The organism is Streptomyces sp. NPDC001348 (assembly GCF_053597535.1).
The window spans coordinates 1-23,457 of record NZ_JBSFIK010000036.1; the positions used below are offsets into that span (position 1 = coordinate 1).

General features: G+C 71.9%; 24 protein-coding genes. 12 read left to right on the top strand and 12 right to left on the bottom strand.

Annotation, left to right across the window (positions count from 1 at the left end; translation table 11 throughout):
• On the top strand, positions 1-330 hold a 330-nt coding region (locus ACWC21_RS30360; RefSeq protein ID WP_450886391.1), incomplete at its 5' end, for a hypothetical protein.
• Positions 331-627: 297 nt separating this feature from the next.
• Here the strand turns inward: ACWC21_RS30360 and ACWC21_RS30365 are convergent.
• From ACWC21_RS30365 to ACWC21_RS30380, 4 genes are all read right to left on the bottom strand, one after another.
• Complete coding sequence (locus ACWC21_RS30365) at positions 628-1,548, bottom strand: phosphatase PAP2 family protein (protein ID WP_450886393.1); 921 nt, start codon at positions 1,546-1,548, stop codon at positions 628-630.
• Positions 1,549-1,636: 88 nt separating this feature from the next.
• On the bottom strand, positions 1,637-2,593 hold the full coding sequence (locus ACWC21_RS30370; RefSeq protein ID WP_450886395.1) for a hypothetical protein: 957 nt from the start codon (positions 2,591-2,593) through the stop codon (positions 1,637-1,639).
• A complete protein-coding gene (locus ACWC21_RS30375; RefSeq protein WP_450886396.1) occupies positions 2,590-2,931 on the bottom strand; it encodes a PadR family transcriptional regulator in 342 nt (113 codons plus the stop codon). Before ACWC21_RS30375 ends, ACWC21_RS30370 begins: the two co-directional genes overlap by 4 nt.
• A 354-nt stretch (positions 2,932-3,285) precedes the next feature.
• Positions 3,286-4,662, bottom strand: coding sequence for a serine hydrolase domain-containing protein (locus ACWC21_RS30380; protein ID WP_450886398.1), 1,377 nt, complete (start codon positions 4,660-4,662; stop codon positions 3,286-3,288).
• Between the two features lie 104 nt (positions 4,663-4,766).
• Between ACWC21_RS30380 and ACWC21_RS30385 the strand changes: the two genes are divergently transcribed.
• Positions 4,767-5,462 carry a TetR/AcrR family transcriptional regulator gene (locus ACWC21_RS30385; protein ID WP_450886399.1) on the top strand — a complete coding sequence of 232 codons (696 nt, stop codon included), beginning with the start codon at positions 4,767-4,769 and terminating at the stop codon, positions 5,460-5,462.
• A gap of 28 nt (positions 5,463-5,490) precedes the next feature.
• Here the strand turns inward: ACWC21_RS30385 and ACWC21_RS30390 are convergent, their stop codons facing one another.
• Positions 5,491-5,880 carry a VOC family protein gene (locus ACWC21_RS30390; protein WP_450886400.1) on the bottom strand — a complete coding sequence of 130 codons (390 nt, stop codon included), beginning with the start codon at positions 5,878-5,880 and terminating at the stop codon, positions 5,491-5,493.
• Between the two features lie 128 nt (positions 5,881-6,008).
• Here ACWC21_RS30390 and ACWC21_RS30395 point away from each other — a divergent pair, with 128 nt between their 5' ends.
• The 3 genes from ACWC21_RS30395 (at position 6,009) to ACWC21_RS30405 (ending at position 10,422) form a co-directional block, all read left to right on the top strand.
• Positions 6,009-6,905 (top strand): LysR family transcriptional regulator, encoded by an 897-nt coding sequence (locus ACWC21_RS30395; RefSeq protein WP_450886402.1) that lies wholly within the window; start codon positions 6,009-6,011, stop codon positions 6,903-6,905.
• 130 nt (positions 6,906-7,035) lie between these two features.
• Positions 7,036-8,649: a penicillin-binding transpeptidase domain-containing protein gene (locus ACWC21_RS30400; RefSeq protein WP_450886403.1), complete on the top strand. Its 1,614-nt coding sequence runs from the start codon at positions 7,036-7,038 to the stop codon at positions 8,647-8,649.
• Positions 8,650-8,754: 105 nt separating this feature from the next.
• Positions 8,755-10,422, top strand: a complete 1,668-nt coding sequence (locus ACWC21_RS30405) for a penicillin-binding transpeptidase domain-containing protein (protein ID WP_450886404.1) — start codon at positions 8,755-8,757, stop codon at positions 10,420-10,422.
• 337 nt (positions 10,423-10,759) lie between these two features.
• On the opposite strand, the gene ACWC21_RS30410 is transcribed toward ACWC21_RS30405, so the two are convergent.
• Positions 10,760-11,089 carry an SsgA family sporulation/cell division regulator gene (locus tag ACWC21_RS30410; protein WP_450886406.1) on the bottom strand — a complete coding sequence of 110 codons (330 nt, stop codon included), beginning with the start codon at positions 11,087-11,089 and terminating at the stop codon, positions 10,760-10,762.
• Between the two features lie 141 nt (positions 11,090-11,230).
• On the opposite strand from ACWC21_RS30410, the gene ACWC21_RS30415 reads away from it, so the two are divergent.
• The 6 genes from ACWC21_RS30415 to ACWC21_RS30440 all read left to right on the top strand — a co-directional run bounded on the left by ACWC21_RS30415 (position 11,231) and on the right by ACWC21_RS30440 (position 16,100).
• A complete protein-coding gene (locus tag ACWC21_RS30415) occupies positions 11,231-12,268 on the top strand; it encodes an energy-coupling factor ABC transporter permease (RefSeq protein ID WP_450886408.1) in 1,038 nt (345 codons plus the stop codon).
• A gap of 1 nt (position 12,269) precedes the next feature.
• Positions 12,270-13,031, top strand: coding sequence for a cobalt ECF transporter T component CbiQ (cbiQ, locus tag ACWC21_RS30420; RefSeq protein WP_450886409.1), 762 nt, complete (start codon positions 12,270-12,272; stop codon positions 13,029-13,031).
• Positions 13,019-13,816 (top strand): energy-coupling factor ABC transporter ATP-binding protein, encoded by a 798-nt coding sequence (locus ACWC21_RS30425; RefSeq protein ID WP_450886410.1) that lies wholly within the window; start codon positions 13,019-13,021, stop codon positions 13,814-13,816. The genes cbiQ and ACWC21_RS30425 overlap by 13 nt, the downstream gene beginning before the upstream one ends.
• Complete coding sequence (locus ACWC21_RS30430; protein ID WP_450886411.1) at positions 13,813-14,271, top strand: MarR family winged helix-turn-helix transcriptional regulator; 459 nt, start codon at positions 13,813-13,815, stop codon at positions 14,269-14,271. The genes ACWC21_RS30425 and ACWC21_RS30430 overlap by 4 nt, the downstream gene beginning before the upstream one ends.
• A gap of 106 nt (positions 14,272-14,377) precedes the next feature.
• Positions 14,378-14,824, top strand: coding sequence for an organic hydroperoxide resistance protein (locus ACWC21_RS30435; RefSeq protein ID WP_450886412.1), 447 nt, complete (start codon positions 14,378-14,380; stop codon positions 14,822-14,824).
• 88 nt (positions 14,825-14,912) lie between these two features.
• On the top strand, positions 14,913-16,100 hold the full coding sequence (locus ACWC21_RS30440) for a serine hydrolase domain-containing protein (protein WP_450886536.1): 1,188 nt from the start codon (positions 14,913-14,915) through the stop codon (positions 16,098-16,100).
• Between the two features lie 213 nt (positions 16,101-16,313).
• Here the strand turns inward: ACWC21_RS30440 and ACWC21_RS30445 are convergent, their stop codons facing one another.
• The 5 genes from ACWC21_RS30445 to ACWC21_RS30465 all read right to left on the bottom strand — a co-directional run bounded on the left by ACWC21_RS30445 (position 16,314) and on the right by ACWC21_RS30465 (position 19,631).
• Positions 16,314-16,589, bottom strand: coding sequence for a DUF1876 domain-containing protein (locus ACWC21_RS30445; protein ID WP_388802370.1), 276 nt, complete (start codon positions 16,587-16,589; stop codon positions 16,314-16,316).
• A 73-nt stretch (positions 16,590-16,662) separates the two neighbouring features.
• Positions 16,663-17,553, bottom strand: a complete 891-nt coding sequence (locus ACWC21_RS30450; protein ID WP_450886413.1) for an NAD(P)-dependent oxidoreductase — start codon at positions 17,551-17,553, stop codon at positions 16,663-16,665.
• Between the two features lie 70 nt (positions 17,554-17,623).
• Positions 17,624-18,469, bottom strand: a complete 846-nt coding sequence (locus ACWC21_RS30455; protein ID WP_450886414.1) for an EamA family transporter — start codon at positions 18,467-18,469, stop codon at positions 17,624-17,626.
• Complete coding sequence (locus ACWC21_RS30460; RefSeq protein ID WP_450886416.1) at positions 18,466-18,648, bottom strand: hypothetical protein; 183 nt, start codon at positions 18,646-18,648, stop codon at positions 18,466-18,468. Before ACWC21_RS30460 ends, ACWC21_RS30455 begins: the two co-directional genes overlap by 4 nt.
• A 377-nt stretch (positions 18,649-19,025) precedes the next feature.
• Positions 19,026-19,631: a TetR/AcrR family transcriptional regulator gene (locus tag ACWC21_RS30465; protein ID WP_450886417.1), complete on the bottom strand. Its 606-nt coding sequence runs from the start codon at positions 19,629-19,631 to the stop codon at positions 19,026-19,028.
• Positions 19,632-19,793: 162 nt separating this feature from the next.
• On the opposite strand from ACWC21_RS30465, the gene ACWC21_RS30470 reads away from it, so the two are divergent.
• Positions 19,794-23,081: a S41 family peptidase gene (locus tag ACWC21_RS30470; protein WP_450886419.1), complete on the top strand. Its 3,288-nt coding sequence runs from the start codon at positions 19,794-19,796 to the stop codon at positions 23,079-23,081.
• Between the two features lie 71 nt (positions 23,082-23,152).
• Here ACWC21_RS30470 and ACWC21_RS30475 read toward each other — a convergent pair whose 3' ends face one another.
• Positions 23,153-23,359: a hypothetical protein gene (locus tag ACWC21_RS30475; protein WP_450886421.1), complete on the bottom strand. Its 207-nt coding sequence runs from the start codon at positions 23,357-23,359 to the stop codon at positions 23,153-23,155.
• Positions 23,360-23,457: the final 98 nt, after the last annotated feature.

The window sequence follows — 23,457 nt, forward strand, 5'->3', positions numbered from 1 at the left end:
GAACTCCTTCGGATACGGCTTGGGCACAGCGACATCCTTCCAGGCTGCTTCTCAGCAAGCCAGGTCAGGTGTCACCCAACCCTGCAGCAGTCCCCCACACTCGTTCTGGCGGAGCCCTGGAAGATTGGTGACGGCCTTCAGACTGTCGCCCGCTACGAAGCGCTGAACATGGGCATGAACGCGGCGCGTAGGCGAGGTGACGACTTCTCAGCGGTCGCAACGACCGTCACCAACGTGATCGACAGCGGATTCAACCAAGCCGAGGTGGCTGGGGCGCTGCAAGTAGTCGAACTGCTGATCCGTGCCGGTGGCCAGCGCCCAACCACCTAATGGCGGACGAAGCCCCCGGCCCGGGGCAGAGACCATGAGCCCGTTGCTGGGGGCCGGCGGACGGACGACGTCCACGGAAACCTGGGACAGGACAGCAGATTTACAGCGGGCCCAGTTCACCTTCCACGACCTGCGGCTTTCCGTGTGCCACCCGCTGCCGGGGGGACACCTGGGGGAAGCAGAGTCAGCAAGGGGCCCGCGCAGACATCCATGGCGGGCGGATGAGCACCGAGGCGGTGGCATCGGACAGCCGCTTTGCCAGGATGCGCCGGTTCCCGCCCGGAGCCGGCCGGGTGGTCAGCCCAGTGCGCGGCGTGTGCGGCGTGCGGTGTGTGCAGGCCGCCCGACTGCGGCGTACCAGACCAGGGCCGCACATATGAAGCCCGTCGCCGCGGAGACCAGTGACCTTGTGAGGGTGTCGTTCCGTGCGCCGGAAACGAGGGCGACGGCCAATGCCAGCGTCAGAGTGATGACGGGCAGCGCTCGAGGGCTCCGCGTGGCGCCCGGCGCAGCGGACGGCGGCAGCAGCCAGGTTGCGAGGCCGTAACAGACACACGCCAATAGTGTGGCCCCCAGCACTTCGCTGGGCCGGTGGCCGCCGTTGGTCGCGCTGTAGGCGGCGATGCAGGCGAGCCACAGCACACCGGCCGTGGCGACGTAGGGGCGGATGCGGGGGGAAACCACGAGGACGGCGGCGAGGGTCAGCGCGGCGGGGATGGCCGTGTGCCCGCTGGGGAAACCATTGTCAAGGAGATTCTCTGGCGCGCCCACCAGATCGGGGCGGGGCAGAATCGATTTGAGCACCTCATTGCCTCCGGTCGTGAGAATGACGACCCCGAGCGCCGCGCACCCCGGCCACCAGCACCGCCGCACCAGGGTGAGGACCACGATGACGGCCAGGCCCACCATCAGGGTGGGCTTGGCACTCAGTTCCAGCGGCGGCAGGGGCGTCGAGCCGTAGGCCGCTCCTGACAGGGGGTAGAACCATGCTTCTTCGCCGCCCTGTTTACCGAGACCGAACAGGGCGTTCTCAGGTCGTTGCCCCCACGGGGTGCAGATGGCGATCAGGTAGACCGTCAGGAACCCCAGGGTGTACTGCAGAGCCGGCATCCACGGCCGTGTCGTACGCGACAGGCTGGGGGCGTCGGGGGTCTCGGGGGCCTGCCTCGAGGCCCCCGGACGGTGCGCGGGCAGGGTCGGAGGATCGTACTGAGTCATCGCTCTGTTTCTTCCGTTGAGTAGGTCACACACGTCTTGTGGCACGACGTGGGCCGCCGGGCTCGGCCGGCCCACCGGGGGTCCGCTCCTATTCGGGGAGTGCCTGGCCCTGTCGGCGCTGGGCGGTGATCGCCAGGGCGGGGAGGGGTGCGATCAGCAGGAGAAGAACGACCAGGTCCGGAAAGGACTGCATGAACGCGTCCGGCTGGACGACGATCGCCTGCGTGCGGACGATCGCGACGGCCGCGACGGGGATCAGCCACCGGTGGTCGCCGGTGGCTGCCGTCGCCACCCACGCGCCCAGCAGCGCGGCGACCTCGAGGACGAACAAGCCGCGCTGGAAAGTCGGGCTGACAGAGATGATGTGCAGGCCCCCGGCCACGAACATGGCGAGCACGACGGGGGCCAGCCAGCGGTACGAGCGGCGTCGCAGACGGCTGGGTCGGCAGAGCGCCAGCACGGCGCACGCGGCGCACAGTGTTCCCGAGAGCGCCAGGTCACGGGCCGTTATCGGAGCTCCCAACCCGTAGTAGCTCAAGCCCGCCTTGCCCTCGTCGCCGAAGAAGGTACGGCCGTGGGTCGTGGCGCCGGCCCAGATCATGGCTGCCGCGGCCGGCAGCGCGATCCACGCTCTGCCACGCAGCAGAGCGATCAGGCAGCCCAGCGGGAGCAGCCCGTAGGGCAGCAGCCGTATCCGCGTGGGACCTCCGGCCCACGGATACCAGCCGGAGAAGTGGAAGGCGATGGCGTGCTGTCCGGGGTCGATGTGCAGTGCCCAGTGCCACACATCCTGCAGGTACGGAACCAGCGCCAGCGCGGCGAGGGCCAGGGTGGCCAGATGGATGCCGTCCAGCCACCACGGCCGAGTGGAGTCGTCAACGGTGGCACGGGCGCGGGCCTGCACCCCGGCGCGCACCAAGGCGGCAACTTCCCGCGGCGGGGGCCAGGAGCGGCCGGGATATGCCTCGGCCAGGCAGGCCAGCAACTCCTTGCCCTGCCGGGAACGGTAGGACTTGGGATAGGCCGCAAGCAGCAGACGATTCATGCCGGGGCCGCCCCGGCGTTCCGCGCGCGTCCGATGACGACGGCCGCCGCCTGCTGCATCCGCAGCGCTTCCCGGCCGAGCGCCTCGTTGCCGTCCTCGGTGAGCCGGTAGTAGCGCCGCGCTCGCCCGTCCACGATCTCCTCATGGCCGGCGGCCACCAGCCCGGCCCGCTCCATCCGCTCCAGCGCGCCGTAGAGCGTGCCGACAGCGATCCGGAGCCGCCCGTCGGTGGCCTGCTCGGCGGCCTTGATGATGCCGTAACCGTGCAACGGACCATCCATGAGCGCAGCAAGGATGAAGTACTGCGGTTCCGTCAAGGGCGGGTTCCGTCTGGTCATGCATCAAGCATATATCGAGCTACGAAATATATCTGTCAGTCTTGAGTGATCGCTGGAACGCACCAGTGCCGAGCAGTGAGGGACGCACTCGAAAGGCCGTCGACGCCCTCTGCCTGGCGTCCAATCGTCAAGATCACGGCCCAGAGACGGCCCAGGCCGCCTGATCGCGTTCCGGTGAGAGGTGAACGCGCAGGTCGGGGACCCGTCGGGCCCGGCCGCGCGGACTTCATCCACTTCTGGCCCCTGTACACAAGCACCGCGATCCCGATCGACGACTGGCGGTCGCGGATGCGGATCGACACCTGGGTCCAGCCGGGCGGGGCGGCCACCCGGACCGCCCCTTCCGGTGCCGGGTCAGGCTGCTCCCGGGGCCCGGCCGAAGAGCCGGCCGGCGAGGTCGACGCCGGTGATCGCGCCGTCGGCGTCGCGGGAGAAGTAGCCGCGCTGCCCCTCGAGGCCGCCTTCCGTGACGATGTACTCGTCACCGTCGCCGGGAAGGATGCCGATGCCCGCGGCCGGGTAGTCCGGGGGCATCTCCTCGTCCGACGCCGCACGGATCTCCGGCTTGATCCCGACCGCCAGGGTGAGACGGGTGCCGTCGGTGTCGATGTCGAGGTTCATGGCGTCGATCTCGTAGCGGCCGACGAACTGCTTGGCCTGCCCCTCGTCGTACGGGAGCGGCTCCGCCGTCTTCTCGACGACGCCGAGGTAGTGCTCGAGTGCCCAGCGCACGACGGACTGGTTGAAGGGGTAGCCGTCCGGGCCGGCGTTGGCCAGGGAGACCACCGCGAAGCCGCGCTCGGGCACGATGAGCAGCTCGGCGAACTGGCCGTTGCCCGAGCCGCCGTGGCCGATCGCCCGGACACCGTCCAGGTCGTGCAGGAACCAGCAGATGCCGAAGCCGTCGCCGAGCGTGCTGGCCCGCAGCCCGACCGTCTGCTCCCGCATGCGGTGCAGCTCCGCGGCGGGCAGCACGCCCTCGCCGTCGCCGAGCTGGAACCGTGCCCAGCGCAGCAGATCGCTCACCGAGGAGGCGAGACCCCCGCCGGGGTTGTCGCCGCGCGCCCCCTCCCTGAACGCCGCCCAGGGCCGGGCGGGGCGCAGCTCGCCGTCGTCGCCGCGGTTGTGGCCCACGGCGAACTTGCGGAGCATCACCTCGGTGAGTCCGTACACGGTGTCCGTGAGGCCCACCGGTTCCAGGACGAGCGAGGCCATGGCCTGCTCGAAGGGCAGGCCCGTGACCTTCTCGACGATCCGTCCGGCCAGGTTGTAGCCGGCCTGGCTGTACGACGCCCGGGTCCCGGGCGGTGCGATGAGCGGCAGCTGCGGCAGCTTCGCCACGAGTCCGGCCAGGGAGCGGTCGCCCTCGCCGTCGTCGATCAGGTTCCAGTCCAGACCCGCGGTGTGGTTGAGCAGATTCAGGACGGTGATCCGCGACGCGGCCTCGTCGTCGGCGAGTTCCAGCTCGGGCACGTAGCGCCGCACCGGTGCGTGGAGGTCCACCTTCCCCTCGGCGACCAGGCGCATCAGCGCGGTCGCCGTGAACGTCTTGGACACCGACGCCAGGTGGAACAGCGTCTTCTCGTCGACCGGCAGCGGGTTGCCCAGGCTCGTCACTCCGTGCGAGGCGTAGATCTCCTGACCGTCCACCAGGACCCCGACGGCCACGCCGGGAACGCCGAGTTCCGTAGCCTGTGTCTTGACGAACTCCCCGAGCTTTTCCTGCGACATGACTCCCCCTTCAGCGCTTGAACTAAGTACAAGAACGACTGTAGCCAGTCGCTTGAACTAAGTGCAAGAGCGGGGATGAACTAAGTACAAGTAAGCTGGCGGCCATGCCACGAGACACGCTGACCGCGGACCGGATCATCCGTGCTGCCATCGAGCTGCTCGACGAAGAGGGACTGGACGGGCTCAACATGCGGAGCCTGGCGAAACGTCTCGACTCTGCCGCCACGGCCGTCTACTGGCACATCAAGACCAAGGACGAACTGGTCCGGCTCGCGGGCGACGCGATCTGGCAGGAGATCGCACTGCCCGATCCCGACGCCACCGACTGGCGCACCGCCGCCACCGCCCACGCCACCGGCATGCACGCGATGCTCACCCGGCACCCCTGGCTCGTCCAGGCGTTCGGCAGCAACTTCCTGTACGGAAGCGGCCAGGCCCGGCACAACGACCTGAGCCTCGCCATCTACGAAAAGGCCGGCTTCGGCCCGGCCGACGCGGACCGGGCGGCCGCCACGGTGCTGACCTTCGTGCTCGGCAGCGCCCTCGGCCCCGCCGCACAGGTCTCGCTGAACCGCCGGCTGAGCAGGAACGGCGCGGACGCCGGGCAGCTGATGGCCGACGCCATGGCACGCGCCACCGAGACGGCCATGCGGTTCCCGCGCCTGCGCGAACGCCTCGGCACCACTGCCGCCACGGAGTACGCCGCGGCGCCCGACGACACCTTCGCGTTCGGCCTCCGGTCCCTCCTGGACGGCTTCGAGGTCCGCCTCACCGCCGAGCGCGCAGGCCGGCGCGAGTGACCCGTCAGGGACGCCGCCCGGCCGACACTCAGTCGGCCTGCGGGTACCACCGCAGTTCCACCGTGTTGCCGTCCGGGTCCCGCACGTAGAGGGAGAGCGCGGTGCCGCGGGCGCCGAAGCGTTCGCCGGGGCCGTCCAGGACCGTGAAGACACCGGAGTCGACGACCTGCTGCCAGTCGAGCGGCTCGACCACCAGGCAGATGTGGTCGACGTTGGAGCCCTCCGGCCGGTCGGCGGGCGCCTCGACCAGGTCGATGATCGTGGTGGGGCTCACCCGCACGGACGGGAAGGGCGCCTTACCGGCCCGCCACTCCTCCACCCGCACCGGTTCCAGGCCCAGGGGGCCGGTGTAGAAGGCGAGCGAACGCTCGACGTCGGCGACGTTCAGGACGAGGTGGTCGAAGGCGATCACACGCATGGGGGTCTCCGCGGGGCCGGGGCGCCGGGGCGCCGGTGACGGTCGGTGTGGTTCGAGCTTCGCGGAGCAGGCATCCATGGGTCCAACGCATGTTTGTCATCCGATCCATCGCGTTTCACGATGGATCGATGGACCTTCAGCAGATGCGTTACGTCCTCGCGGTGGCGGAGACCGCCAGCTTCACCCGAGCCGCGGAGCGGTGCCACATCGTCCAGTCCGCGCTCAGCCACCAGGTGGCCCGGCTGGAGAAGGAACTGGGCGCCCGGCTGTTCGACCGGACCAGCCGCCGGGTGCGGCTGACCACCGCCGGGGAGGCGTTCCTGCCGGCCGCCCGGCAGGCGCTGGAGGCGGCCGAGCGGGCTCGGGCGGAGGTGGCGGCGGCCACCGGCGAGATACGGGGCACGCTGACCGTCGGATCGATCCCCACCGTGGCGGCCGTCGACCTCCCCGCGGTGCTCCGGGACTACCGCCTGCGCTACCCCCAGGTGCGGATCAGCCTCCGGGCGGGCTCCAGCGAGCGGTTCGTCGAACAGGTGCGGGACGGCGGCGTGGACGTGGCCTTCCTCGGCGTACCGCCCGGGTTCCGGCCGCAGGGCGTCCGTGACCGGGAACTCGGCCACGGGCGGCATGTCGCGGTGGTCGTCCCCGGCCACCCGCTGGCCGCGGAGGAGGAGGTGGACCTCCGCCGCCTCGCCGACGAGGTGTTCGTGGACTTCGCCGAGGGCAGCGCCGCCCGCGCCCAGTCGGACCAGGCGTTCGCCGCGGCCGGCCTGCGGCGGGAGGTCGCCTTCGAAGTGTCCGGCGTCGAGCTGATGGTCCGTATGGTCCGCCATGGACTGGGCATCGCCCTGCTGCCCGCGCCGTTCACCGACGAACTGCACGGAGTGCGGTGCGTGCCGATCACCGACGGGCCGGTGCGGGTGGAGCACCTCGTCTGGAGCCGGTTCACCCCGTCGCCCCCGGCCGCCGCCTTCCTCTCCCTGCTGGACGACCGTTCACGTATGCGGCCGGGCACCCGGACATGAGGCACGTCCGGGCACATTCCCTGATCTCCATTCGGACACCGTTCCGAAAACCGCTCTCACGGGAACCCCACCCGTCACTTACAGTGCGAGGACGGTAACGGGGGGCGGGGAACGGGGGAGGAGAGCGCGCATGCGCAAGGGGGTCAAGGTCGCCGTCGTGGGCGGGGTCCTCGTGGTCCTGGTGGGCGGGGCCGGGTACGGGGCGTACAACATCCTGTCCGCGTTGAACGATGACGGCGGGACGGAGTCCGTGCGGACGGGACCGCCGTCCGGTGCCGAGGTGAGGCAGACCACCGGCACGTTCTTCGCGGCCTGGGAGAAGGGGCGGGCCACGACCGCGGCCTCGTACACGAACCACCCGGAGGACGCCGCGTCGCTGCTGACGGCGTACGGGCAGGCGGCGCACATCACGAAGGTGCACGTCACGACCGGCGCCGCGAGCGGGGACACCGTTCCCTTCACGGTGCAGGCGACGGTGTCCTACCGGGGGGTGTCCAAGCCGCTCGAGTACCGGAGCCGGCTGACGGTGGTGCGCGGTGAGACCACGCACCGGGCGCTGGTCGACTGGCAGCCGTCCGTCGTGCACCCACGGCTGAGCAAGGGCGACACGCTCGTCACCGGCGATGCGAAGGCCCCGCCGATCGAGGCCGTGGACCGCGACGGGAAAGCGCTGACGAAGGAGAAGTACCCGTCCCTCGGGCCGATCCTGGACGAGCTGCGCGAACGGTACGGCGACAAGGCGGGCGGCAGGCCCGGCGTCGAGCTGGTGATCAGGCACGCGGACCAGAACACCGCGGACACCACTCTCCTCACCCTCGCCAAGGGCAGGGCGGGCAGGCTCCCGACGACCCTCAGCGCGGGCGCCCAGGCGGCGGCCGAGACGGCGGTGGGCAAGTACACCGAGTCGTCGGTGGTGGCCCTCAGGCCCAGCACCGGAGAGGTACTGGCGGTGGCCAACCACCGCGAGGACGGTTTCGACGCCGCGTTCCTCGGTGAGCTCGCGCCCGGCTCCACGATGAAGATCGTCACCGCGGCCACCCTCATCGACTCGGGCCTCACCACGGCGAACGGCCCGGCGCCCTGCCCGCCCACCGCGACCTGGCAGAGCCAGACCTTCGGCAACCTCAAGGGCCTGGCCCCCGACGAGCACGCCACCCTCTCCGAGAGCTTCGCGCGCTCCTGCAACACCGCGTTCGTGAAGTTCGTGAAGAAGGTGAAGGTGGACTCCCTGACCAAGGAGGCCGAGGAACGGTTCGGGCTCGGGCAGGACAACTGGAAGGTCGGCATCCCGTCGTTCGACGGCAGGGTCCCCGCCTCCGGCGGCCCCGACACCGCCGCCAACCTGATCGGGCAGGGCCAGGTCCAGATAAGCCCGCTGAACATGGCGTCCGTCACAGCGACCGCGATGACGGGTGCCTTCCGGCAGCCGGTCATCGTCTCCCCGAAGCTGGACGGGCGGGACATCGCAACCGCCCGGGGGCTGTCCGCGGCCACGGCCGCCCAGCTCCGCTCGATGATGAACCGCACCGCCACCAGCGGCACCGCGGCCGGCGTGATGGCGGGTCTCGGCCCGGACTACGGCGCCAAGACCGGCTCGGCGGAGGTCGACGGGCAGGCCAGGTCCAACAGCTGGTTCACCGGTTACCGCGGTGACATCGCCGCCGCCGCGATGACCCAGGACGGCGGCCATGGCATCGACGCGGCCGGCCCGATTGTCGCAACCGTGCTACGGAGTGGTGGCTGAAGTCACCTGTGCACATCGGGACTCTAGGGTGGTCGTTGTCGTTGGGGATTGTGAGGGGTGCGAGGGCAACGGGGACCCTGGGGATACGCGGAGGATTCGGAAGCTGTGGGCAATAGAAGACGCGTCGCCGAGCGACGGAAGACCTCGCCGGCGGTACTCGGCGGGATGATCGCCGTGGTCGTCGGCGGCGCCGGGCTCGGTGTCTACGCGCTGTACGGCGGCGGAGCGGCGGCCGAGGACGGCAAGCACGGCTCGTCCGCCCACAAGGCGGTGAAGACCGGCCCGCTGTCCGCGACGGAGGTGCGCACCACCGCGGCGCGCTTCCTGACCGCCTGGCAGCACGGCAAGGCCACGGAGGCCGCGGCCGCCACCGACGAATCCTCGGCAGCCGCCTCGCTGCTCACCGGCTACACCAAGGACGCCCACCTCAAGGACGTCACCGTCACCGCCGGCGCCCGCACCGGCGCCAAGGTCCCCTTCCGCGTCAAGTGCACGGTGTCGTACAAGGGCATGAGCAAGCCGCTGGCCTACGACAGCACGCTCACCGTCGTACGACGGGCGAGTGACGGCAAGCCGCTGGTCGACTGGCACGCCTCCGTCGTCCACCCCGACCTCAGGGACGGCGACAAGCTGGTCACCGGCGAGTCGGGCACCCCGCCCGTGAAGGCGCTGGACCGCGACGGCGGGGAGCTGACCGTCGCCAAGTACCCGTCGCTGGGCACCGTCCTGGACGGGCTGCGCGAGAAGTTCGGCAAGGTCGCGGGCGGCAAGGCGGGCGTGGAGCTGCGCGTGGTGCGCGGGAAGGCGTCGACGGAGGCCAAGCTGTCCGACAAGACGCTCCTCGAGCTGACCCAGGGAACCCCGGGCACGGTGAAGACCACGCTCGACCCGGCCTTCCAGGCCGCCGCCGAGAAGCAGGTGAGCAAGCAGGCGCGGGCGTCGGTGGTGGTCATGCGCCCCTCGACCGGCGAGATCCTCGCGGTGGCCAACACCGCCCACGGCTGGAACACGGCCTTCCAGGGCTCGCTCGCGCCCGGCTCCACGATGAAGATCGTGACGTCGACGATGCTGTTCGAGAAGGACCTCGTCCACCCCGACGTGTCGCACCCCTGCCCGAAGAAGTACAAGCTCGCCGGCTGGACGTTCCACAACGACGACAACTCCGAGATCAAGAAGGGCACGTTCAAGCTGGCCTTCGGGGCCTCCTGCAACAACGCCTTCATCAACTTCGCTCCGAAGCTGTCCGACAGCGATCTGACGAAGGAGGCCCAGCAGGTCTACGGCCTCGGCATGAACAACTGGGCCATCGGTGTCCCGACCTTCGACGGCTCGGTCCCGGTGCAGAGCGGCGCGCAGATGGGCGCCTCGCTGATCGGGCAGGGCGGGGTGCGCATGAACCCGCTGAACATGGCCTCGGTGGCGTCGACGGTGGAGACGGGTGTCTTCCACCAGCCGTACCTGGTCTCCCCGACGGTGGACCACCGCACGCTGGCGAAGGCCTCCCGCACGATGTCGGCGAAGACGCAGGCCGAGTTGAAGGAGGTCATGCAGTACACGGCCACCTACGGCACGGCAGCCAAGGCGATGGCGGGCCTCGGCCCGAACTACGGCGCCAAGACCGGCTCGGCGGAGGTCGACGGCCAGAAGAAGCCCAACGGCTGGTTCACGGCGTACCGCGGGGACCTCGCGGCGGCCGGTGTCGTCCAGGCGGGCGGGCACGGCGGCGACACGGCGGGACCGATCGTGGCGTCGCTGCTGAAGATGGGCGGCTGACCAGCCCGGGGAGCAGGGCCGTCCCGGAGAGCGGGGCCAGGGCCTGTCCGGCGGATCCGGTCGCAGGGCACGGGCGGTGCCTCATCGGCGCTCGTGAGCGGGGCGAATGGGGGTGCCCCCGCGCGAGCTCGGTTCGAGCGTGGGGGAGCGTCCGGCTGCAAGGCGGAGGAGGGCGTCGACGCGATGGGGGTCCCCCCGCTCGAGCGCAGCCGAGAGTGGGGGAGTCGACAACCGACGACAACGCCGGTGGGGGCACCACCCGCTCGAGCGGAGCCGAGAGTGGGGGAGGGCGTGCCAAACCCCGCGTCTGCGGCATGATCCGCCGGACAGGCCCTATCTATGCCGTGTAGGTCCGGCGCAGGAACCGTATGAGCGGCTTCAGGTCGAACTGCACCACCGAGACGCCCTGCTTGTCGTGGAACTCCACCACGGCCTGCACCCGGCCCAACGGCCACACGCGTACGTCCCCGCTCTCGGCCGGTGCCGTCAGCCCCTGCTCCAGCAGGGACCGGGAGAACGTCCACTCGTGCGGCCCGGGCAGGCCGACCCGCACCGACCGCGGGTCGGCGTCGGGGTCGTAGCGCAGGACCACCGGGACGGCGGGATCCTCCGGATTGTCCTCGTCGGTGACTATGTGGGCCCGCGCGTACTGCTCGACTACGGACATCGGACGGCCCCTTACCCTCAGCGACCTGCGTGGAAGTCGTGCGTCCACCCCCCTCCAATGTCGCATATGTTCCGGTTTGCGCACACCGTGCCGCCACCTCGCTCTTGCAAGAGGTTCGCAACAAGCCCTTAAAATCAAACGGTGCATGTACCTGACGGATTCATCGACGCCCCCACCTCCGCCGTCACCGGTGCGGTCGCCGCGAGCGCCCTCGCCGTGAGCCTGCGCGGTGCCCGGCGTGAACTCGACGAACGCACGGCGCCGTTGGCCGGACTGGTGGCGGCGTTCATCTTCGCGGTGCAGATGCTGAACTTCCCCGTCGCCGCCGGCACCAGCGGCCATCTGCTCGGCGGCGCGCTGGCCGCGATACTCGTCGGCCCCTGCACCGGGGTCCTGTGCGTGTCCGTCGTCCTGCTCATGCAGGGCATCCTCTTCGCGGACGGCGGCCTCACCGCGCTCGGCGTGAACATCACCGACATGGCGATCGTCACGACCGTGGTCTCCTACGCCGTCTTCCGCGGCCTGGTGAAGGTACTGCCGCGCGGGCGGCGCTCGGTCACCGTCGCCTCCTTCGTCGCCGCGCTGGTGTCGGTGCCGGCCGCCGCGGTCGCCTTCACCCTGATCTACGCCGTCGGCGGTACCACCGACGTGGCGATCCCCAAGGTCGCCACCGCGATGATCGGCGTCCACGTCCTCATCGGCATCGGCGAGGCGGTGATCACCTCGCTCACCGTCGGCGCGGTCATCGCCGTACGGCCGGACCTGGTGTACGGCGCCCGCGGCCTGCGGCAGCGGCTGAAGCTGCGCGTGGACGGCGAGCTGGTCGACGCCCCCGCGACGCCGGTGCCGGCCGCCGCGCGGACCTCGCGCCGCGGGCTGTGGCTCACCGGCCTGGTCACCTCGCTGGTGCTGGCCGGCTTCGTCAGCTTCTACGCCTCGGCCAACCCCGACGGCCTGGAGAAGGTCGCCCACGACAAGGGCATCGACAAGAAGACGGGACGGCACGCGAGCTCCGACTCCCCGCTGGCCGGCTACGGCGTCAAGGACATCTCCGACGCCCGCCTGTCCGGCGGTCTCGCCGGTGTGATCGGCGTCGGGTTCACCGTCGTCGTCGGCAGCACGGTGTTCCGGGTGGTCGCCCGCAGGCGCCGGGCGGGCGAACCGGCCGAGGTCGCCTGAGATGGGCGCCGGGCACGCACACCGGCTCTACCGGCACGGGCACTCCCCCGTGCACGCGCTGCCGCCGCACACCAAGCTCGCCGCCGCCTTCGCCTTCGTGGTGGTCGTGGTGTCCACCCCGCGCGAGGCGATGTGGGCGTTCGGGCTGTACGCCGTCCTGCTCGCCCTCGTGGCGCACACCGCGCGCGTGCCCGCCGGTTTCCTGCTGAGACGGCTGCTGATCGAGGTGCCGTTCGTGGCGTTCGCGGTGCTCATGCCGTTCGTCGCGGAGGGCGAGCGGGTCGGCGTGCTCGGGATGTCCCTGAGCGTGAACGGGCTGTGGGGCGCCTGGAACGTGCTCGCCAAGGGCACCCTCGGCGTCGCCGCGTCCGTCCTCCTCGCGGCCACCACCGAGCTGCGCGAACTCCTGCTCGGCCTGCAGCGCCTGAAGCTGCCGCCGCTGCTGGTCCAGATCGCCTCCTTCATGATCCGCTACGGCGACGTCATCACCGACGAGATGCGCCGCATGCGGATCGCCCGGGAGTCCCGCGGTTTCGAGGCCCGCGGGGTGCGGCACTGGGGAGTGCTCGCCAAGTCGGCCGGCGCGCTGTTCATCCGCTCCTACGAACGCGGCGAGCGGGTCCACCTGGCCATGGTCAGCCGTGGCTACGCCGGTTCCATGCCGGTGATCGACGAGGTGACCGCGTCCCGGGCGCAGTGGTCGTACGCCCTCGCCCTCCCCTCGGCCGCCCTCGTCGTCTGTCTGCTGGGATGGGCACTGTGACTGATGCTGTGACTGACGCTGTGACCGACGCCGTGACCACCGCTTCCCTGGAGGTTTCCGGCCTCGCCTTCGCCTACCCCGACGGGCACCAGGCCCTGTTCGGCGTCGACTTCTCCGTCGCGCGCGGCGAGCGGGTCGCGCTGCTCGGACCGAACGGCGCCGGCAAGACCACCCTCGTACTGCACCTCAACGGCATCCTGGGCGGCGGCGCCGGGACGGTGACCGTGGCCGGGCTGCCGGTCGGCAGGAAGCACATGGCCGAGATCCGGCAGAAGGTCGGCATCGTCTTCCAGGACCCCGACGACCAGCTGTTCATGCCGACCGTGCGGGAGGACGTGGCGTTCGGGCCGGCGGCGGCCGGGGTCAAGGGGGCCGTGCTCGAGGAGCGGGTGAGTACCGCCCTGGAGCGGGTCGGGATGCGGGACTTCGCCGACCGGCCGCCGCACCACCTGTCCTTCGGGCAGCGCCGCCGGGTGGCGGTGGCGACCGTGCTCGCCATGGAACCGGAGATCCTCGTCCTGGACGAGCCGTCCTCCAACCTCGACCCGGCCTCCCGCCGTGAGCTGGCCGACATCCTGCGGTCCCTGGACGTCACGGTCCTGATGGTCACGCACGACCTGCCGTACGCGCTGGAGCTGTGCCCGCGCTCGCTGATCCTCAGCGACGGCGTGATCGCCGCCGACGGCCCGACCGGCGAGCTGCTCTCCGACGACGCGCTGATGCGCGCCCACCGCCTGGAACTGCCCTTCGGCTTCGACCCCCGGTCCGTGACAATGGGCGCGTGACACATCAAGAGGAGTCCGGGCCGCCGCTGCTTGACGAGCAGCTGTGCTTCGCGCTGTACGCCGCCCAGCGCGCGGTGACGGCCGCGTACCGTCCGCTCCTCGACGAGCTCGGGCTCACCTACCCGCAGTACCTGGTCCTGCTGGTGCTGTGGGAGCGCGGCGAGACGGCCGTGAAGGACCTCGCCGGCGCCCTGCGGCTGGACTACGGCACGGTGTCGCCGCTGCTGAAGCGGCTGGAGGCGGCGGGTCTGGTCCGGCGGGAGCGCTCGGCGCGGGACGAGCGCTCGGTGCTCGTCGCGTGCACGGGGACCGGTGCGGAACTGCGTGAGCGGGCGGCGCGCGTGCCCGGCACCCTCCTGGCGACGACGGGGCTCGAGGCAGCGGAGGTCACGCGGTTGCGCGAGGAGTTGTGGAGGCTCGCGGAACGCGCTGCCCGCGCGCCGTCCACCGGATGACCACGGGTTACCCACAGTTACCTCCCCCGGGCGGCGACAGCGGACCTACCGGCCAGTACCTTGTGCACGATGTACTTGTGCGCACCTGTTCCGTGGAAGGCCGACCATGACTGACGGCACCATTGCCGACACCCGCCCGACGAAGATCATGTACGTCGCCGAAGCCACCGCGCACGGCGGCCGGGACGGCTATGTCACCAGCCAGGACGGCCGTATCGACCTCAAGGTCGCGATGCCGCCGCAGCTGGGCGGCGACGGCGACGGCACCAACCCCGAGCAGCTCTTCGCGGCCGGCTACAGCTCCTGCTTCCACAACGCGCTGATCCTCGTCGGCAACCGGGCGGGCTACGACCTCACCGGCTCGACGGTCGCCGCGAAGGTCGGCATCGGCCCGAACAAGACGCGCGGCTACGGCCTCGCGGTCGCCCTCAGCGTCTCCCTGCCGGTCCTCGACCCGGACGTCGCCGGGAAGCTGGTGGACGCGGCCCACGAGGTGTGCCCGTACTCCAACGCCACGCGCGGCAACATCGACGTCACGATCGTCCTCGGCTGACGCGGCGCAGGAATCCCAGGCGTACGGCGGTGGTTGCACCCCCTGTCGAAGGCGAGCCGGAGGGAAGTGCGGGACGGTGGGCGTGGACGTGAACGTGAACGGTGCGGTGGCCGAGGGCTTCGAGCCGGTCAGGGAGGCGTTCGCGGCCAACTTCGAGCTGCTCGGCGAACGGGGCGCGGCCGTGGCCGTCTACCGGGACGGGCACAAGGTCGTCGACCTGTGGGCCGGCAGCAGGGACGTCGACGGCACTGCCGGCGCTGCCGGCACCGCCCCCTGGGAGCGCGGCACCGCCCAGATCGTGCGCTCCGCGACGAAGGGCGTCGCCGCCGCCGCGCTGCTGCTCCTGCACCAGCGCGGCGAGCTGGACCTGGACGCACCGGTCGGCGAGTACTGGCCGGAGTACAAGACGGCGGGCAAGGAGCACACGCGGGTCGTGGACCTGCTCGCGCACCGGGCCGGTGTCCCCGTCCTGGACCGTCCGCTGACCCCGGAGGAGGCCGCCGACCCCGGCCTGGGCGCGGCCGCCGTCGCCGCCCAGGCACCGGTGTGGGAGCCGGGCACCGACCACGGCTACCACGCGCAGACGTACAGCTGGCTCACGAGTGAGGTGCTCCGCCGGGTCTCCGGCCGCCCGATCGGCGAGTGGATCGCGGACGGGATCGCCGGCCCGGCCGGCGCGGAGCTGTGGCTGGGCCTGCCTCCGGCGCAGGCCGGACGCGTCGGCCGGATCGGCCGGATCGAGGACCCCGACAGGGCGGGCGCGCTGAAGGTCCGCCCGAAGCGCGCGGTCACCGAGGCCTACGCCGACCCCGGCTCCCTGACCCGCCGCGCCTTCGCCGCGATCACCCCGCTGCCCGACGAGAACTCCCCCGCCTACCGCGCCGCCGCCCTGCCGGCGTCCAACGGCATCGCCACCGCCGACGGCCTGGCGCGCTTCTACGCGTCGCTGATCGGCGAGGTGGACGGGGGCACGCGCCTGTTCACCCCCGAGACGGTGCGGCGGGCCCGCACCGAGCACTCCGCGGGCCCGGACCGGGTGCTCGTGGTGAACACCCGGTTCGGTCTCGGCTACATGCTGCACGGCAGCGCTTCCCCGCTGCTCGGCCCCGGCTCGTTCGGCCACCCCGGCCGCGGCGGCTCCCTCGGCTTCGCCGATCCCGAGGCGGGCATCGCCTTCGGCTACGTCACCAACGGCCTGCGCACCAGCGTGACCGCGGACCCCCGGGCGCAGGCACTGGTCCGGGCCCTGCGGCAGTCCTTGCCGAGCGCCCGCTGACGGACGCACGTGCGGGCCCGGGTGACCGGCGAGACCTCCACCCCCGCTGCGCGCCGCCCGGCAGTGACCCCCCGCCGCCCGGTCCCGGCTCCGCCCGCGGCCCGGGCCGGGAGGACGCCCCCGGCTTCAGCCCTCACCGACCGGCCGCCGACGCCCATGCCGGGCTCGCGCGACCGACGGGACGTCCGCCCCGCCGGCAGGCGTCCGCGCCGGTCAGATGTGGATCGGGTGGGACGTCCGGCCGGACGCCTCGTCGATCTCCCCGTGCGCCTTGGTCAAAAGCTCCATGGCCAGCTCGTTGAGCGCGCGGGCGCCCGCGATCTCCTCGCCCACCCGCGGCTGGTTCGAGTCGGTGCGGTGGCGGCTGGCCTGACCGTGCGCCCGCACCTCCGTGCCGTCGGGCAAGCGGACCATGGCCGCTGCCCGCGTGTGCTGATCGTCCTCCTGGAACTCGAGCTCGACGTGCCACCCCACCGTGGTGTGCATCATGACGACCACCTCCGGAAACCATTGATTCCAGGGTGCTCCCGAGGGCTCGCGCCGTCACGTCGGAGACGGTCCGTCAGGACGCCGGCTTCTCGTCGAAGCTGGCGAAGTACGCGGCGACCATGTCCTCGTCCGCGTGCCCCTGCGCGGCGGCACGCGCGAGCCGTTCGGCGGTCGCCTCGGCGACGTCGAGACGGACGCCGGCCCGCTCGCCGGCCCGGACGATCAGCCGGGCGTCCTTCTCCGCGGTGGCCACCGCGAACTGGGCCGGGGTCAGCTCCCCCTCCAGCACCAGCCGGGACTTGGCCCGCAGGTAGCCCATGTCGAGCGGGCCGCCCGCGACGAGGTCGAAGAAGCCGTGCGGGTCGACGCCGAGCCCCTTCGACAGCGCCAGCACCTCCCCGGCCGCCGCGGTGACCGCCAGCACCCAGCTGTTGGCGACCAGCTTCAGCCGGGTGGCCCCGGCCGCCGCAGCGTCGTCGCCGGCCCACACGGTACGGGCGCCGACCGCGTCGAACACGGGCGTCACCGTCTCACGCCCCTCCTCCGGGCCGGCGGCCAGCACGGTGAGCTGGCCGGCCTCGGCGGGCTGCCGGGTGCCCAGCACGGGGGCGTCGTAGAGGACCAGGCCGTGCTCGCGGGCGAACCCGGCCAGCTCGGCGACGGCCTCGATCCCGGCGGTGGTGGACTGCGCCCAGACCGTGCCGGAACGCAGGGCGGGGACGGCCTCGCGCATGACCTCCAGTACCGCGGAACCGTCGTACAGCATGGTCAGGACGACGTCGGCGCCCTCGACGGCCTCGGCGGGCGTGCCGGCGACGTGCGCGCCGTCCGCGGCCAGCGGTTCGGCCTTGGCCCGGGTGCGGTTCCAGACGCGGACGGAGTGCCCGGCCCGGGCGATGTTGCGGGCCATCGCGGCACCCATGATGCCGGTGCCCAGGACGCTCACGGTCAGCTTGTCGGTCATGTCGTCAGTCACTCCCTGTTCCCTGTCGCGTACAGCCCTCAGCTTCCCTTGGGCGACACGCGCACGCCCGCTATCCGGTGTGCAGCATCAGCCCGATACCGACCACCACGAGCCCCGCGGCGGCGATCCGGGACAGCCCGAAGCGCTCCTTGAAGAACAGTGCCCCGATGGCCGCGCCGACGATGATCGAGGACTCCCGCAGGGCGGCGATGGGCGCCAGCTCCGCGCGGGTCTGGGCCCACAGGACGAGGCCGTAGGCGGCGACGGAGAGGGCGGCGCCGAACAGGCCGAGGGCGGCGAAGGGCCGCAGGACGGCGACCGTCTCCCGCCGCCACCGCCAGAGCGCGTACCCGGGCATCCACAGCCCCTGCACCACCATCAGCCAGGCGATGTAGCCGAGGGCGGTGCCGGAGGCCCGTACCCCCAGCCCGTCGACGACGGTGTACGCGGCGATCGCCGTCCCCGTCGCGAGCGCCGCCCCGATCGCCGCCCAGTCGGGCCGCCGTCCGCGCAGCCCCCACAGGGCGACGCCGGTGAGCCCCGCGCAGGACAGCGCGATCCCGGCCGCCGCCCATCCGTCGGGCACCTCGTGCGCGAAGACGGCGCCGAGCACGGTGACCAGCATGGGCGCGGAGCCGCGGGCGATGGGGTAGACCTGCCCGAAGTCGCCCAGCCGGAAGGAGGCCATCAGCAGGACGACGTACACGAAGTGGATGCCCGCCGAGCCGATCAGATACGGCCACGCCCTCGCCGCCGGGAAGTCGGCGAAGCACGCCAGGACCAGTCCGATCAGCACACCCCCCGTCAGGATCAGGGTGAACCCGACGAGCTTGTCGGTGATCCGGTGGGCGATGGCGTTCCAGCCGGCGTGGGTGACGGCGGCGAGCAGCACCGCCGTGGTGACCAGCGGCGTCACCAGGCGCGCTCGCGCACGTCCGCCAGGGTGGCGCCGGCGTGGGCGACCAGCGTCCGGCTCGCCTCGGGGAAGCGGCGGACGCGTGGGCGGAGCTCCGCCAGGCCGAGTTCGTCGAGGGTGGCGGCGAAACGGGGATGGGCACCGGTGTCGTCGGCGTCAGTGGCGGCTGTCGTCGTCATGTCCGGCACGCTAGCGGTCCGTGTACCGGGCAGGCGACCGGCTTTGCGGGGGCGGCTTCACGGGGCCGGCTTCACGGGGCCGGCTTTGCGGCTCCGGCTCCACGGCGGGCGCGCGGCGGACCGCCGGTGAGGGCGCGCCGTCCCCACGGCGCCCTCACCGGCGGTGTCGGTCGGGAGCGGGACGTCAGACGCGCACCGGCTCCCGGTCCCCGCCCCGGGACCCCTCCGCGGAGCGGGACTCGTCCCGCCTGCGGCGTACTCCCGGTCAGGTCGTGGGGTTCTGCTGGGCAGGGGTGATCTGCCCTGTGGGTGGCAGGGGTGACCTGCCCGACGGCGTGAGCGGTGACGTCAGGTGGACGGGCTTGCCGGTGAGGGGTTCAGGTGGTGGTGACGCCGAGAGCGGGGAGGACGACGGCGTCGATGTACGAGATGAGGAAGGCCTGCGTCGGCGGCAGTTCGTCGAGCATCGTGCGGGCGGCGAACCCGCCGAGCATCATGTGCATCATGTAGTCGATCGCCGGGTTGTCCGCGCGGACCTCGCCCCGGTCGACCGCCCGCTGCACCACGCGGCGGACCTCCGCCATCTCCGGTTCGATGAGATGGTCCCGGAACGCCTTCAGCAGGTCCGGGTTGCTGTGCACGGCCATGGCCAGACCCCGCATCAGCGCGGAGTTCTGCTCCATCTCGCAGTCGTCCGAGCTCAGGGTGAGGGCGTGCAGGTCTCCCTTGAGCGACCCGGTGTCGATGTCGCCGAGGCCGAGCGCGCCCGGCTTGTTGTGCCGTACGGCCTTCACCACCAGCTCGGCCTTGCCGCCCCACTGGCGGTAGAGGGTGGCCTTGCTGGACCGGGTGCGGGCGGCCACGGCGTCCATGGTGAGGGCGTCGTAGCCGACTTCGCGGAGCAGGTCGAGCACGGCCTCGTACAGCTCGGCCTCGCGCTCGGGCGTGATCCGACTGCGGCGCCCGGTGGCGACCTCGGTCATCTCCCTCACCCTCCTGCTCAGAACGACTCGGTTTCGTACAGGACGAATGTATCGCAGAGATCTGCGAAACGAAACCGTTTCGTACGTGTCGTCGGTCACTGGTCGGAACGGGGTCCTTTCTCACGAGTTGCCCGCCTCGGCGCCCGGGGAAAACCTGGGTAGGTGAGCTATCTCCGGCTGCCGCACCTCAGCGGCGATCTGCTGTGCTTCGTGGCCGAGGACGACCTCTGGCTGGCTCCCCTCGACCCCCCGGGCCGCGCCTGGCGGCTCACCGTCGACCGGACCAAGACCGGCCACCCCCGCTTCTCGCCCGACGGCCGCCACATCGCCTGCACGACCTGGCGCAGTCTCGTCCCCGAGATCCAGCTGGTCGCGGTGGACGGCGGACCGGGCCGGCAGCTGACCTACTGGGGCAGCCCGGACACCCAGGTCTGCGGCTGGACCCCGCCCGACGACGACGGCCACAGCGACATCCTCGCCGTCGCCTCCCACGGCGAGCCCTTCTCCCACTTCACCTGGGCCTACAAGATCACCCCCGAGGGGGACCCGGGCCGCAAGCTGCCCTGGGGGCCGGTCTCCGACATCCAGGTCGCCGACGTCGACGGCACGCACCGGACCCTGCTGCTGACCGGCACCCCGCCGCACGAGCCGACCTCCTGGAAGCGCTACCGGGGCGGCGCCACGGGCCGGCTGTGGCTGCACGGCGAGCGGCTGCTGCCCGACATCGGCGGGCATCTGCACTCACCCATGTTCGTCGGCGGCCGGATCGCCTTCCTCTCCGACCACGAGGGCGTCGGCAATCTCTACTCCTGCGCGTACGACGGCACCGACCTGCGCCGGCACACCGACCACGACGCCTTCTACGCCCGGCACGCCTCCAGCGACGGCACCCGGATCGTCTACCAGTGCGCGGGCGACCTGTGGCTGGTCGACGACCTGGCGCCGGACTCGGAACCGCGCAGGCTGGACGTGCGGCTGTCCGGGCCGCGCACGGGCCGCCGCACGTACCAGGTCCCGGCCGCCCAGCACGTCGACGGCGTCTCGGTGGACGAGACGGGCCGGGCCAGCGCCGTCGTCGTACGCGGCTCCCTGTACTGGCTCACCCACCGCGACGGTCCCGCCCGCACCATCACGGACACGCCCGGGGTACGCACCCGGCTCCCGGAGATGCTGGGCTCGACCGGACGGGTCGCCTACGTCACCGACGCCGAGGGCGAGGACGCCGTCGAGATCGCCCAGCTCCCCCGGGCCACGGGTGGCCGGGAGTCCCGCCGGCTGGCCTCCGGGCGGCTGGGGCGCGTCCTGGAGATGGTCTCCGACCCCGAGGGGGAACGGCTGGCCGTCGCCGCGCACGACGGACGGCTGCTGCTGCTCGACGTGACCGAGGCGGGCGACGCCGCCGGGGACTCCCCCGACTCGCCCGGGGGTGAGGTCACCGAGTTGATCCGGTCGGTCAACGGGCCCGTGCGTGATCTCGCCTTCTCCCCGGACGGCGCATGGCTGACCTGGTCGCACCCGGGGATCGGCCGTACGCTGCGGCAGATCAAGCTGGCCCGGACCAAGGACCGGCTGATCGTCGACGTCACCGACGGCCGCTTCGAGGACGAGAACCCGGTGTTCACCCGGGACGGCCGCTACCTGGCCTTCCTGTCCTGGCGGGGCTTCGACCCGGTGTACGACGTGCAGACCGGGGACCTGTCCTTCCCGCTCGGCTGCAAGCCCTACCTGGTTCCGCTGTCCTCGGCGACCCCGTCCCCCTTCGCGCTGAACCCCGAGGGGCGGCCGGCGGCCGGCGGCCTGGAACCGCACGACGAGGAGAGCGGCGAGGCCGGCGCGGTCACCGTGGAGGCCGAGGGGCTGGAGAACCGGGTGACGCCGTTCCCCGTCGCCGCGTCCAAGTACTCCGCGCTGCAGCCGGTCGCCGGTGGCGGCCTGGTCTGGCTGCGCTGGCCGATCTCCGGCGCGCTGGGCGAGACGTTCGCGAACCCGGACGACACCACCGGCCGGCCGACGCTGGAACACTTCAACATCACCAAGGCGAAGAAGTCCGAACTCGTCGGCCACCTCGACTGGTTCGCGGTGAGCGGCGACGGCACCCGGCTCGTCGTGGTCGACGAGGGCGACCTGCGGGCGGTGCCGTCCACCGAGTCCGGCGACTCCGACACGACCACCTGGATCGACGCCCGCCGGATCCGGCACACCGTCGACCCGGCCGCCGAATGGCGACAGGCCTACGCGGAGGCGGGCCGGCTGATCCGGGCGTACTTCTGGGACCCGGACATGTGCGGCATCGACTGGGACACGGTCCTGGAGCAGTACTGGCCGCTGGTCGAACACGTCGCCTCCCCCGACGAGTTCGCCGACCTGCTCCGCGAGGTGCTCGGCGAGCTCGGCACCTCGCACGCCTACGTCAGCGCCGCGCGCCGCAACGAGGGACCCTCCCCGTACCAGCGCCGGCAGGGCCTGCTGGGCGCCAACCTCGTGCTCCGCGACGGCGGCTGGACGGTCCGGCGGATCCTGCCCGGCGACTCCTCCGACTCCAGGGCCCGCTCCCCGCTGGCCGGCACCGGCATCCGGGAGGGCGCGGTCCTCACCCGTGTCGACGGCCGGCCGGTGGATCCGGTGACGGGTCCGTACCCGCTGCTGGCGGGGGCGGGCGGTACGACGGTGGAGCTCACCTTCGAGCCGGCGGAAGGGGAGCAGGGCCCGGCCCGCCGGGTCGCCGTCGTCCCGCTCGTCGACGAGCGGCCCCTGCGCTACCAGGACTGGGTCGCCAAACGCCGGTCCGTGGTACGGCACTTGAGCGGCGGCAAGTGCGGCTACCTGCACATCCCCGACATGGGCGGCTCCGGCTGGGCCCAGTTCAACCGCGACCTGCGCAGGGAGGTCTCCCGGCCCGCGCTCATCGTGGACGTACGCGGCAACGCGGGCGGGCACATCAGCGAGCTGGTGATCGAGAAGCTGATCCGGAGCATCATCGGCTGGGACCTGACCCGGAACGCCCAGCCGGTGTCGTACACCTCCAACGCGCCGCGCGGTCCCGTGGTGGCACTGGCCGACGAGGCGACGGCCTCCGACGGCGACATGATCACCGCGGCCTTCCGGCTGCTGCGGATCGGGCCGGTGGTCGGGCAGCGCACCTGGGGCGGTGTGGTCGGCATGACCGGACGGCACCGGCTGGGCGACGGCACGGTGATCACCGTGCCCATGAACGCGGCCTGGTTCGACGCGTACGGCTGGTCCGTGGAGAACCACGGCGTCGCCCCCGACCTGGAGGCCCTGCGGACGCCGCTGGACTGGGCGGAGGGCCGGTACGCACAACTGGACGACGCAGTGGTGCTGGCCATCGACCTGCTGGCCACCCAGCCCGCGGCGACCCCGCCGGACCACCGGGACATACCCGACCGGTCGCGGCCCAAGCTGCCGCCGCGGCGACAGCCGGACGCGTGAGAGCCACCTGAGAGCCGCGTCGCGGAAGGGGCGCCCGCCAAGGGGGCGCCCCTTCCGGTCAGGAGACCGCGTCAGGCGTCGTAGTCCTGGCTGAAGCGGTCCTCCATCTCGCGCTCGGTGTCGTCCATCTCGTGACGACCACGCTCACGCGGCTGCTGGCCACGCTGCGGGGACTGCTGACCGCGCTGCCCGGCCTTCTCACGGGGCTCGCCGGCCCTCTGCTTGCCCTGCTCCTGCATGCCGCGGGCCTTCTCCTGGGACTGGTCCTTCATACCCATGTGGGTTCACTCCCGTGGTGGGTGAGGGGAATTGGCCCCTCGGTGGGGCCTCGACCAGATTCACACGGGCGGACACGGAGCGCATTTCGATCATTAAC

What these genes read in the sequence shown, in the direction of transcription:
- ACWC21_RS30380 (WP_450886398.1), bottom strand. Translation starts at nt 4,662, where the DNA reads ATGTCGCAGGAAAAGCTCGGGGAGTTCGTCAAGACACAGGCTACGGAA.
- cbiQ (WP_450886409.1), top strand. Translation starts at nt 12,270, where the DNA reads ATGGGCGCCGGGCACGCACACCGGCTCTACCGGCACGGGCACTCCCCC.
- ACWC21_RS30365 (WP_450886393.1), bottom strand. Translation starts at nt 1,548, where the DNA reads ATGACTCAGTACGATCCTCCGACCCTGCCCGCGCACCGTCCGGGGGCC.
- ACWC21_RS30450 (WP_450886413.1), bottom strand. Translation starts at nt 17,553, where the DNA reads ATGACCGACAAGCTGACCGTGAGCGTCCTGGGCACCGGCATCATGGGT.
- ACWC21_RS30385 (WP_450886399.1), top strand. Translation starts at nt 4,767, where the DNA reads ATGCCACGAGACACGCTGACCGCGGACCGGATCATCCGTGCTGCCATC.
- ACWC21_RS30425 (WP_450886410.1), top strand. Translation starts at nt 13,019, where the DNA reads ATGGGCACTGTGACTGATGCTGTGACTGACGCTGTGACCGACGCCGTG.
- ACWC21_RS30460 (WP_450886416.1), bottom strand. Translation starts at nt 18,648, where the DNA reads ATGACGACGACAGCCGCCACTGACGCCGACGACACCGGTGCCCATCCC.
- ACWC21_RS30410 (WP_450886406.1), bottom strand. Translation starts at nt 11,089, where the DNA reads ATGTCCGTAGTCGAGCAGTACGCGCGGGCCCACATAGTCACCGACGAG.
- ACWC21_RS30390 (WP_450886400.1), bottom strand. Translation starts at nt 5,880, where the DNA reads ATGCGTGTGATCGCCTTCGACCACCTCGTCCTGAACGTCGCCGACGTC.
- ACWC21_RS30445 (WP_388802370.1), bottom strand. Translation starts at nt 16,589, where the DNA reads ATGATGCACACCACGGTGGGGTGGCACGTCGAGCTCGAGTTCCAGGAG.
- ACWC21_RS30435 (WP_450886412.1), top strand. Translation starts at nt 14,378, where the DNA reads ATGACTGACGGCACCATTGCCGACACCCGCCCGACGAAGATCATGTAC.
- ACWC21_RS30375 (WP_450886396.1), bottom strand. Translation starts at nt 2,931, where the DNA reads ATGACCAGACGGAACCCGCCCTTGACGGAACCGCAGTACTTCATCCTT.
- ACWC21_RS30475 (WP_450886421.1), bottom strand. Translation starts at nt 23,359, where the DNA reads ATGGGTATGAAGGACCAGTCCCAGGAGAAGGCCCGCGGCATGCAGGAG.
- ACWC21_RS30395 (WP_450886402.1), top strand. Translation starts at nt 6,009, where the DNA reads ATGGACCTTCAGCAGATGCGTTACGTCCTCGCGGTGGCGGAGACCGCC.
- ACWC21_RS30465 (WP_450886417.1), bottom strand. Translation starts at nt 19,631, where the DNA reads ATGACCGAGGTCGCCACCGGGCGCCGCAGTCGGATCACGCCCGAGCGC.
- ACWC21_RS30400 (WP_450886403.1), top strand. Translation starts at nt 7,036, where the DNA reads ATGCGCAAGGGGGTCAAGGTCGCCGTCGTGGGCGGGGTCCTCGTGGTC.
- ACWC21_RS30370 (WP_450886395.1), bottom strand. Translation starts at nt 2,593, where the DNA reads ATGAATCGTCTGCTGCTTGCGGCCTATCCCAAGTCCTACCGTTCCCGG.